Origin of the sequence: Burkholderia puraquae, from assembly GCF_002099195.1 — a bacterium.
GTDB classification, from domain to species: Bacteria; Pseudomonadota; Gammaproteobacteria; order Burkholderiales; family Burkholderiaceae; genus Burkholderia; species Burkholderia puraquae.
This window is the reverse complement of sequence record NZ_NBYX01000046.1, coordinates 1-9834: the sequence shown is the minus strand read 5'-3', so window position 1 is coordinate 9834 and position 9834 is coordinate 1. Positions and strand designations below refer to the sequence as shown.

At 65.3% G+C, this 9834-nt stretch carries 8 protein-coding genes and 4 pseudogenes; 3 read left to right on the top strand and 9 right to left on the bottom strand.

Going from position 1 to position 9834, the window contains the following annotated elements; genetic code table 11:
- The coding region (glyA, locus tag B7G54_RS37460; RefSeq protein ID WP_085043660.1) for a serine hydroxymethyltransferase at positions 1-1027 on the top strand (1027 nt) is incomplete at its 5' end.
- 119 nt (positions 1028-1146) lie between these two features.
- Here glyA and B7G54_RS37455 read toward each other — a convergent pair.
- Positions 1147-2679: an amino acid permease gene (locus B7G54_RS37455; protein ID WP_085043659.1), complete on the bottom strand. Its 1533-nt coding sequence runs from the start codon at positions 2677-2679 to the stop codon at positions 1147-1149.
- 336 nt (positions 2680-3015) lie between these two features.
- Positions 3016-3870, bottom strand: a pseudogene (locus B7G54_RS37450) (GlxA family transcriptional regulator); the annotation flags it as partial.
- On the opposite strand from B7G54_RS37450, the pseudogene B7G54_RS39275 reads away from it, so the two are divergent.
- Positions 3854-4453, top strand: a pseudogene (locus tag B7G54_RS39275) (DJ-1/PfpI family protein); the annotation flags it as partial. The pseudogenes B7G54_RS37450 and B7G54_RS39275 sit on opposite strands and share 17 nt — an antisense overlap.
- Before the next feature lie 8 nt (positions 4454-4461).
- Here B7G54_RS39275 and B7G54_RS37445 read toward each other — a convergent pair.
- The 3 genes and pseudogenes from B7G54_RS37445 to B7G54_RS37435 all read right to left on the bottom strand — a co-directional run bounded on the left by B7G54_RS37445 (position 4462) and on the right by B7G54_RS37435 (position 6843).
- Positions 4462-4881 (bottom strand): hypothetical protein, encoded by a 420-nt coding sequence (locus B7G54_RS37445; RefSeq protein WP_085043658.1) that lies wholly within the window; start codon positions 4879-4881, stop codon positions 4462-4464.
- Between the two features lie 110 nt (positions 4882-4991).
- Positions 4992-5147, bottom strand: a pseudogene (locus B7G54_RS37440) (superoxide dismutase); the annotation flags it as partial.
- A 205-nt stretch (positions 5148-5352) separates the two neighbouring features.
- Positions 5353-6843 (bottom strand): aminotransferase class V-fold PLP-dependent enzyme, encoded by a 1491-nt coding sequence (locus B7G54_RS37435; protein WP_085043657.1) that lies wholly within the window; start codon positions 6841-6843, stop codon positions 5353-5355.
- A 200-nt stretch (positions 6844-7043) separates the two neighbouring features.
- Between B7G54_RS37435 and B7G54_RS37430 the strand changes: the two genes are divergently transcribed.
- Positions 7044-7658, top strand: coding sequence for an NIPSNAP family protein (locus B7G54_RS37430; RefSeq protein WP_085043656.1), 615 nt, complete (start codon positions 7044-7046; stop codon positions 7656-7658).
- Positions 7659-7899: 241 nt separating this feature from the next.
- On the opposite strand, the gene B7G54_RS37425 is transcribed toward B7G54_RS37430, so the two are convergent.
- The 4 genes and pseudogenes from B7G54_RS37425 to B7G54_RS37410 form a co-directional block, all read right to left on the bottom strand.
- Positions 7900-8541 (bottom strand): hypothetical protein, encoded by a 642-nt coding sequence (locus B7G54_RS37425; RefSeq protein WP_085043655.1) that lies wholly within the window; start codon positions 8539-8541, stop codon positions 7900-7902.
- Between the two features lie 56 nt (positions 8542-8597).
- On the bottom strand, positions 8598-8912 hold the full coding sequence (locus tag B7G54_RS37420; RefSeq protein WP_085043654.1) for a TrfB-related DNA-binding protein: 315 nt from the start codon (positions 8910-8912) through the stop codon (positions 8598-8600).
- A gap of 18 nt (positions 8913-8930) precedes the next feature.
- On the bottom strand, positions 8931-9188 hold the full coding sequence (locus B7G54_RS37415) for a PAAR domain-containing protein (RefSeq protein ID WP_085043653.1): 258 nt from the start codon (positions 9186-9188) through the stop codon (positions 8931-8933).
- 70 nt (positions 9189-9258) lie between these two features.
- Positions 9259-9834, bottom strand: a pseudogene (locus B7G54_RS37410) (virulence factor); the annotation flags it as partial.

Genomic DNA, 9834 nt, shown 5'->3' with positions numbered 1-9834 from the left:
CGTCGAGCAGCTGGCGATCGACCGCGTGAAGCAGCTGTTCGGCGCGGAAGCCGCGAACGTGCAGCCGAACTCGGGTTCGCAGGCGAACCAGGGCGTGTTCTTCGCGATGCTCAAGCCGGGCGACACGATCATGGGCATGAGCCTCGCGCACGGCGGCCACCTGACGCACGGCTCGCCGGTGAACATGTCGGGCAAGTGGTTCAATGTGGTGAGCTACGGCCTGAACGAGAACGAAGACATCGACTACGAAGCAGCCGAGAAGCTCGCGCAGGAACACAAGCCGAAGCTGATCGTCGCGGGCGCGTCGGCGTTCTCGCTGAAGATCGATTTCGAACGCCTGGCGAAGATCGCGAAGTCGGTGGGTGCGTACCTGATGGTGGACATGGCGCACTACGCGGGCCTGATCGCGGCAGGTGTGTACCCGAACCCGGTGCCGCACGCGGACTTCGTGACGACGACGACGCACAAGAGCCTGCGCGGCCCGCGCGGCGGCGTGATCCTGATGAAGTCGGAGTACGAGAAGCCGATCAATTCGGCGATCTTCCCGGGGATCCAGGGYGGCCCGCTGATGCACGTGATCGCGGCGAAGGCAGTGGCGTTCAAGGAAGCGCTGTCGCCGGAGTTCAAGGCGTACCAGGAGAAGGTGGTCGAGAACGCACGCGTGCTGGCTGAAACGCTGGTGAAGCGCGGGCTGCGGATCGTGTCGGGCCGCACGGAGAGCCACGTGATGCTGGTGGACTTGCGTGCCAAGCACATCACGGGCAAGGCAGCGGAAGCGGCGCTGGGCGCGGCACACATCACGGTGAACAAGAACGCGATCCCGAACGATCCGGAAAAGCCGTTCGTGACGAGCGGCGTGCGCCTGGGTTCGCCGGCGATGACGACGCGCGGCTTCGGCGTGAAGGAGGCCGAGATCGTCGGCAACCTGATCGCCGATGTGCTCGAAAGCCCGGAAGATGCAGCCACGCTCGAGCGTGTGCGCGGGCAGGTTGCCGAGCTGACGAAGCAGTTCCCCGTCTACGGCTGAAGTACGCGCGGTTCGGCTGCCTCGAGGCGGTCGAACCGCGTCGCGTCACGTTGAAACAAAAAACCGACTCGCGGCATCGAGCCAGCGAGTCGGTTTTTTTTAGTGTGCTTGCAGACGCTTCAGGCAGACGGATCGACATTCGCCTCGAGTTCACGGATGCGGTCGAGATTGCGGGTGTCCTTCAGCACCGGCGGCCCCGCGAACGTGTTGCGCACGCCGAAGCCATACCAGATCACCATCAGCACGCCGACGAAGCCGACGAGCACGTACAGCACCTTCTCGTTCGGCGGCTGGATGCCGACATAGGCGAGCACACAGGCGCCGACCAGCGCGAGCAACGCACACGGCTTCGACCAGATTCCCAGTTGAAACGGGCCCTTGTCGGTCCACGAGCGGCCTTCGGCCAGCATCCCGGAGCCGATCGGCATCGCATACGAGATGAACAGGAACACCGCGCTGCCGGCGCTCAGCACCGAGAACGCGTCGCCGTACAGCGTGACGACGATCGCGAGCACGGCACACGTCCAGATCGCGGGGCCGGGCGTCCGGTGGGTCGGGTTCACGCTGCGCAGCAGCTTTGACGCCGGTAGCCCGCCGTCGCGTGCAAAGGCATACACCATCCGTGACGTCGACATGATCGCGGCGAGCCCGCACACGTAGTTGATGAAGAACATCGCGAGTTCGAGGCAGACGCGCAACGTCTTCGGAATCGGCGCGAGAATGGCTTCGAAAAAGCCGGTGCCCTGTTTCATGCTGGCGGTCAGGTCGGGCATCACCAGCACGAACGCGCACACCATCACGTAGCCGAACACCGCGGACCAGAACACCGACCCGATGATGCCGCGCGGCACGTTTCTGGCCGCGTCGTGCGTCTCCTCGGACGTGTGGGCGGAAGCGTCGAAGCCGGTGATGGTGTAGGTCACCAGCAGCAGTCCGGACAGGAACGCGAGCGGCGTGGCCTGCTTCGGCCATGCACCGCCGTCGACGCCGGTGTAATTGGTGAACGTCACCAGCCGGTGTGCATCGAATGCGACCGGCGAGTAGTAGAGCAGCGACACCACCAGCGCGATCGTCACCACGAAAATGAGGTAGCCCGACAGGTCGGTGATCTTGCTCGCGATCCTGATACCGCGGGCATTCAGGATCGCCTGCGAGATCGTGATGAACGCGATGAACGCCGTTTGATGCCACCACGTGAGGCTGTCCGGGCTGACGCCGAACATCGGCGCGATCAGTGTCTTGAAGAACGGATCGTAGGTGCCGAAATTGATCGCGGCGATCACGAAGATCAGGCCGATCAGGTTGATCCACGCGGTCATCCACCCCCATTTCTTTCCGCCGAGGATCGCGCCCCAGTGATAGAGGCCGCCGGCCGTCGGGAATGCGGACGCGATCTGCGACATCGACACCGCGACGATCAGCGCGAACAGCGAGCCCAGAGGCCAGCCGAGGCCGACCGACGCGCCGCCCGTCGCGGAAAAGGCGAGCTGGAACGCGGTAATGCCGCCCGACAGGATGCAGATCACCGAAAACGAAACCGCGAAGTTCGAGAAGCCGCTCATACGTCTCGACAGTTCCTGCGCATAGCCCATCTTGTGCAGCAGGCTTACGTCACTGTCGGTGCCTGAATCAGGCTGGAATTTTGCGTCCATGGTCGCTCCGTCACGAATGTCCTGCGTGGCAGGACCGTCATCGCCGCCCGGGCCAAGCAATGTGGCCCGCTCCTGGGATTCGTCGGCGGCTCGCGATGCCGTGGTCGAGCGGCCATCGCTTTCCAGTCCGATGCGTGAACGGTATGAAATCAAATTTCCCGGCTCTATCAGATTTCGGCAACGTAGTGAAAATCCGGAGGAATGCACCATTCGAGGGCGTCGTGTGCGGGCGCTGGAAGCATGAATGGCGGCGCACACGAGCGCGCGTGTTGGCGGGTTGAGTTGACGGTGCGCGATTCGCCTGCGTGGCCGGCAGGCCGGCCGACTGGCGGTGGCCTACGCGATTCCCTGCTTGCCGCGTTGCTGGCCGAAGCGTGCGCGATAGTCGCGCGGCGATACGCCGACCTGCTTCGCGAACGCGCGCTGCAACGCGTCGACGCTGCCGAATCCCGAGCGTTCGGCCACACGTTCGAGCGGCCAGTCGGCCCGCTCGAGCAGCGCCTTCGCGCGCTCGACGCGTGCTGCCAGGACGAACTGTGCGGGCGATCGTCCGGTCTCCTTGAGGAAGTTGCGCGCAAACGTGCGTTCGCTCATGTGCATGCGGGCGGCCAGCGCGGCGACACCGAGATCGCCGGTCGGATCGTCGGCAATCTCGGCGAGCAGCGCGCGCATCCGCGGCGTCGCGCTGGCCAGCGAGCCGAGCCCGACGCTGAACTGCGCCTGCCCGCCGGGGCGATGCACGAACAGCACGAGTTCGCGTGCGACCGCGAGCGCGGCCGGCGCACCGCAGTCTGCCTCGACGAGTGCAAGACACAGATCGATGCCGGCCGTCACGCCGGCCGACGTATGGAACGGCGGATCGCTGACATAGATCGCATCGGGCTCGACGCGCGCGCCGGGGCAGAGTGCCTGCAGCGTCGCACACTGGTTCCAGTGCGTGGTCGCACGCTTGCCGTCCAGCCATCCGCCCGCGGCGAGCACGAACGCACCCGTGCAGATGCTCGCGATGCGCCGCGTGTCCGCGATCCGCGTACGCAGCCACGGCAGCACGCCGGCTTCCGACGCGGCGTGTCGCAGCGCCGCTTCACTGCCGCCGGCGACGATGATCGTGTCGATCCGTCCCGGCAGCGCCGCCAGCGCGGCCGTCCCGGCGAGCCGCAGGCCCGCGTGCGTGACGATGTCATCCCCGTGCTATTCGCGCGACAGCCTGCGGCGCCGCTTCCCCGGGACGACGTGGGTCGACGATCGCCGCTATGTGATGGACGGTAACGTCATGACGACGACCGGCGTGTCGGCGTCGATTCCGGCTTCGCTGGCGTTGGTGAGTGCGCTGGCCGGGCCGGCGGCGGCGCGCGAGACGGCGCGGCGCGTCGGTGCGCTGTCATGGAGCGACGTTCACGACGGTAGCCGGTTCGCGTTGACTGCGCGTGCGGTGGCGATAGCGCTGGCGAACCGCGTCGCGTTCTGGCGGCACGAGTCGTTCGATCTTCCGGTCGAAAACGGGTTTGACGAGCTTCCGGTTGCGTTGACCGCCGACGCGTGGGCGCGGACCTGGCGCAGTGACGTCGTCGCGACGGCAGACGCGCGCGTGATCGAGTCGAGGCACGGGCTGCGGTTGCTGGCGCAGCCGGCGAATGTCCGGCACGCGCGCATGACGATGCCGGCTGACCGGGGTGGGGACTCGGTGCTGTCCGGTGTGCTCGGCGACATCGCGGCGCGCTATGGCGATGCGACATCAGGCTGGGTCGCGCTGCAACTGGAGTATCCGAAGTAGCGGCCGCGTTACTTCACCAACCCTGCGAGCTGGGGATCGGGGTAAGGCAGGAGATCCCGCGACTCGGTGGGCTCGGCCGCCCATTTGGTCCCGTTCCAGTGAAAATCGGCCTGCGTTTCGGTCCCGTGGCCGTTCGAGCGGATGACGAGCGTACAGGCCGCCTGGCCCGGGTAAGTCGGGTTTTTCGCGCCGATGCAGGACCCGAGAAACACCATGACGTCGCCGAGGCCGAACCGCTCCTTCATCGCGTAGGTCGCGTCGAAGTCCGAGAGCCGATCGGGTACCGGCGTCGGGTCGCATGCGGCGATGCTCGCGGCAAGCAGCAGCGCGGCGGCCCGGCTGGCAGGCCGCCAGTTGCGCGGATGATGGGGCGAAGCTGCGTCAGCGTCGGCGCGCTTCCACGCGCGAGAATGTGGCGGACGGGGCATTCGGGTTACGGGTGACGGAGACGACGGCCATTGTGACGGATTTCACCGGCACCCGGGCCGCGCGGCGTGTTCGCGTCACGCCGCCGACCGTGAACATCACGCGTGGCCCCCGCAAACAGTGCTTCCCAGCCGAGAAGCGCGCCGAGCGGAATGATGTCCCGCTCGATCAGCCCGGCCTTTGCCAGCGGAAACTCACGCAGTGCTTCGCGGGCGCTTTCCATCGAATCGCACTCCGCAATGATTGCCGCGCCCCGCCGAGCATGCCGACGCCGCCCATCAGCATCACGCGCCCGTAGGGCCGCACCGCCATCACGGCAGCGCGCACCGTCGTCGCGGGCACCGGCGGCGGCATCGGGTCGATCACGCAGTCGATGGGCCCCGGCGCCACCGCCCGGCAGCGCATCGAAGCATCGGCTTCGTATGCGAAAGCGGGCGGGGCCGGGCGGGGGGGGGGCGGGGCGGAGTTCCGGTTCAGGCCGAAGCCGAAGCCGTGCGCCGGGCGGACAGGCGATTCCACAGCATGCCGGAGCGGCTGCCGCTGCGGCAGTACGCGAGCACCGGCTTCTGCAGCGTGTCGACCAGCGCACCGAATGCATCGATCTCCGCATCGCCGATGCGATCGCGCTCGACCGGCAGGTAGCGCGCTTCGAGGCCCAGTTCGCGGGCCGCCGCGGCGATTTCATCGAACGCCGGATGCGCGTCGCCTTCGCTGTCCGGCCGGTTGCAGATGACCGAGCGGAAGCCGGCATTGCGGATCGCCTTCAGGTCGGCCGGCGTGATCTGCCGCGAAGCGGAAAACCCGTTCGCTGCCGTCGCGCGACACTGTTCGATCGCGTGGCGGAAACAGGCGATCGCGAAGTCGACATCCTCCTCCGTCGTAAAGCGGCCGAAGCTCACGCGTACGGTGCGGCCTGCCGTCTGCGCATCGAGGCCGATCGCGGTCAGCACGTGGGACGGCGCACCGCTGGTCGAGTTGCACGCGGACGTCGACGACACGGCGAGCGCTTCGCCGAGCATGAACGGGAAGAAGCCCGGCGCATTCACCGTCAGGCTCAGCGTGTGCGGGATACGGCGCGCGGTGGCCGCGTTCTGCGTGACATCGCCGAGTGCGACCAGCGCGTCCGTCAGGCGGGCGCCGAGCGCTGCGATCCGTGCGGCTTCGCCGTCGAGCTTTTCAGCGGCCAGTTCGCATGCCACGCCCATGCCGACGATCTGGTGGGTGGCGAGCGTGCCCGAACGCAAGCCGCGCTCATGCCCGCCGCCGTGAATCTGAGGCGCGATCCGGTCCGCGATGTCGCGGCGGACGAACAGCGCGCCGATGCCCTTCGGCCCGTACACCTTGTGCGCGGACATCGACAGCATGTCGATGCCGAGCGCGCGCACGTCGATCGGCGTCTTGCCGAGCGCCTGCGCGGCGTCCACGTGGAGCAGCGCGCCCGCGCCATGCACGATCCGGGAGATTGCGCCAATATCGGTCAGCGTGCCGAGCTCGTTGTTCACGAGCATCAGCGATACGAGGCCCGTATCGGGGCCGATGGCGGCAGCGACCGCGTCGGCGGTGATCTCGCCGTCGCGGGTGGGCGTCAGGAACGTGACCGACGCGCCGTGCTTCGACAGGTTCGCCATCGTGTCGAGAATGGCCTTGTGCTCGATGCGGCTCGTGATCAGGTGGCGCTTGCCGGTCGCGTTTTCCGCATAGCCCTTCAGCGCGAGGTTGTTCGATTCGGTGGCGCCCGATGTCCAGACGATCTCGTCCGCATCCGCGCCGATCAGCGCGGCGACTTGCGCGCGGGCCTGCTCGACCTTGTCTTTCGCGAGCCGGCCGGCGGCGTGCGAGCTCGATGCCGGGTTGCCGAAGATGCCGTCGAAGCCGAGGCAGGCCGTCATCGCTTCGATCACGCGCGGATCGGCGGGCGTCGTGGCGGCGTAGTCGAGGTAGTGCAGCGTGGTGGTGTCGCTCATGTCCTTCTCATGCTCTTTTCTTTCGGAATGGGAGAAATGATACGGGGGACAGGAGGGAAAAAGGATCCAAAGTTGGCTGGCGATTCAGCTTGATGTGGAATAACGTTTTGTCTGAGTGTGGATTTGGGGAATCTATTTTTCCCGATGGCGGCCGGGTGCGACTGGCGCATCCGACGCCCATTTTGCGAGGGATAGTCGACATGCAGTATGAACTGACGACGTTGTCGTGTTTGCTGCTGGAGCAGGATGCCGTTTCCGCCGGTGCGCACCGATGGGTATCGGATCCGGATGCCGCGGGGCGTCTCCTCGGCGTTTGGCGTTCGGAAATCGGCGAGTTGGGGCAGATCGTCGTGTTGCGAGGCTTCGACGAAATCGGCGAACTGCAGCAGGAGCGCCGTCGTGCGTTGATGAGCGGCGGGCCGTTCAATATCGGCGGTGCCGACGTGGGGCTCAGCATGGAAACCTACGAACTTTTTCCGTTCTTGCCCGCGATCGAGCCGTCGAAACTGGGCAGGTTCTACGAGTTTCGCCGCTATTGGCTCAAACCGGCCGGGATCGCGCCGACGATCGCCGCGTGGGAGCAGGCCGTCGGCCCGGCGGAAGCCTATACGTCCCATCTCGTCGCGAACATGTATGCGATGGATGGCCCGCCTCGCATTGCCCATATCTGGGGGTTCTCGAGCCTGGAGGAGCGCATGGCATTGCGAGCGCGCCACTATGCCGAAGGGCTTTGGCCGCCCAAGGGCGGACCGCAGCAGATCGAGCGGGCCACGTCGACGATTTGCCTGCCGGAAGCGTGGTCTCCGCTGTGTTGAATGTTCAATGAATCGCCGATGAGGCCGCCCCGCATCGTGCTGCCGAGGGCAGCACGATGCGAAGGCAGGTGCCGTATCGATTGCCCGGGAGCCGCCGGCTTGCCGCGCATCGCGGCGAAGCTGCGGCAAGCGCCGGATTTTCTCCGCCAGTACCGGAGGTGGACTGCCGGCCCGGCCTGAGCGCCGGATTGCGCGCCGGCACGCCGACACGCAACGCGATCGGCAGTGCCGCGAGCAGCATTCAGGGCTGCGCAGAGGACGCAGCGTGCGGCGCGTGCACGGCATCCATGCCCTTGATCAGTTCAGCAATGCGCCGTTCGATGTCGTCATATTGGCGTGCGATCTGCATTGCGTCGGGATCGTGAATGCCGACGCCGCGTGTCGAGGAGAACGCCGTTCCGTGTACGGATTCGTACTGGATATCGATAGCGATTTCGTTCATGGCCAGCAACTTGAGCAAGATGGGCAGGCATGGAGGTGGCGCCTTATCCGACAAGGTCAGAAGCGGCACGATCTCGCCGGCTTTCAGCGGATCGTCGGGGCGCGGCCAGCCGGTCCTGAAGCATCCCGTGGCGCCGACGCCTGCATCGGCCTGGACGCGCGACCAGATACTGGGACCGAGGCCAGCGTATTTTCGGGTTCCGATCGTCACGGTCATGCCCTTGATGATGGCCGGTCCGAGCCCTGCATTTGAAAGATAAATGCCACGCCTGTTTTCGGAATCGTCGAAGTGCTGTGTTGCCACTACATAGGGTCGGTACACGAGTTCGTTACTTTTCATCGCCTCGTGAGCGGACCACGCCGAAACGATGGAAATACCGGCGGAGACGATCGATACGATCGTCGCGTATCGTGCCGCATCCGGATTGATCGAAAACTTCATGTGACGTAAAAGCCGTTGTGAATTGAGTTTGAGAGAAGTTCCGGGGCGGGAATCGATCAGGTTGCCGTATCTTGTTCATTCTGAATCGCCAATCGATATGCATCCCGCACCCATGCCTGGAGTGCGGGCTCATATCTGGCCGGGATCGTGATCGTGAGAGTGGTGAGGCGCGTGTAGTTTCCCGGTAGCTCCAGATATCGCTGCCACGCCTTCCGCACAAGCTGCGACATCGCGGAACACGTCATGCCGACTTCCGCTGCCACAGCCCGTTGTGATCGGCCTTTGACGAAAATCTCGTGCAGGGCCCACTGGTTCAAAGGCTTGATTCGTGTATTTTGCATGCGCAACAGGCGGAACTGTTCGGCAGTCATGCGTCGGGTCGTTTGCATTCAAACTCGCCCGGAAGTGTGAAGTGAAGAAATCAAGGTCGCGCCGCATGAAGTCTTGTGACCATCGAACGCGGCGTCTCGACCTTCGACATTGAATGCAGTGTCGCCTTCGGTAATCGTGCAAGGACCGTGAATCGGACATGAACACACGTCGCCGATGCGGGCGACCGAGCGCCCCATCACCTTGCTCGTTCCGGCTCCGGATTCGACCCGGCCGCCGTGGGTATGTCCGTCGCCTACCCGGATAATGCCTCGCATATGACTCATCCCCTGAATGATGGGCGCGGTGCTCGCGTTCGCACGCGACGTGCGGTCGCGTTGGCTTGCATCACCATGAATAACCCTGCATGCCGTAATCGGTATCGTGCCGGCGTCCCCACCACGGCAGATAGGCGTTGTTGCCGCCGCGCGCGCGGAACCAATCCTTGCTCGGATCGAGCGGCGTGAGTGTCGACGGCGGCAGGACGACAACCGCGACGGGATGTTCGGGGTCGGTCGTTCCCGCAACCAGCGCGTTGCCGCCGTAGTGATTGATCCGGCCGATCGCGAGCGCAACGTCGGTCAATGCGCTTCCGGTTCCCATGTCACCGAGTAGCGCGGCCGTGTTGAATGTCTGCTGCTGGTGGTCGTACTCCGGAAGCGATTCCGTCAAGGCCTGCGCGAGCGCGGCAATACGTAACGACGATGCATCACTGCCTTTGCCTGCGTCGTGGACGATGTACTTGAGGTCTGGAACCGCGACGCCGGCATTGCGTGCCGCCTGGTCGATGGTTGCCTTCCATGCCTGCACAGTTCGCGTCGTGCCAACCTTCGGCGAAAACGCTTGCGAGTTGCCCGTTGCGGCTTTGCCGATCCATGCCAGCGGTTCGCGTTCCGTATTGAAGTTCGGGCCGGCGAGGAACAG

Excerpts from the sequence above, each read along its gene's own strand:
- B7G54_RS37455 (WP_085043659.1), bottom strand. The coding sequence starts at position 2,679 with ATGGACGCAAAATTCCAGCCTGATTCAGGCACCGACAGTGACGTAAGC.
- B7G54_RS37445 (WP_085043658.1), bottom strand. The coding sequence starts at position 4,881 with ATGCCCCGTCCGCCACATTCTCGCGCGTGGAAGCGCGCCGACGCTGAC.
- B7G54_RS37435 (WP_085043657.1), bottom strand. The coding sequence starts at position 6,843 with ATGAGCGACACCACCACGCTGCACTACCTCGACTACGCCGCCACGACG.
- B7G54_RS37430 (WP_085043656.1), top strand. The coding sequence starts at position 7,044 with ATGCAGTATGAACTGACGACGTTGTCGTGTTTGCTGCTGGAGCAGGAT.
- B7G54_RS37425 (WP_085043655.1), bottom strand. The coding sequence starts at position 8,541 with ATGAAGTTTTCGATCAATCCGGATGCGGCACGATACGCGACGATCGTA.
- B7G54_RS37420 (WP_085043654.1), bottom strand. The coding sequence starts at position 8,912 with ATGACTGCCGAACAGTTCCGCCTGTTGCGCATGCAAAATACACGAATC.
- B7G54_RS37415 (WP_085043653.1), bottom strand. The coding sequence starts at position 9,188 with ATGCGAGGCATTATCCGGGTAGGCGACGGACATACCCACGGCGGCCGG.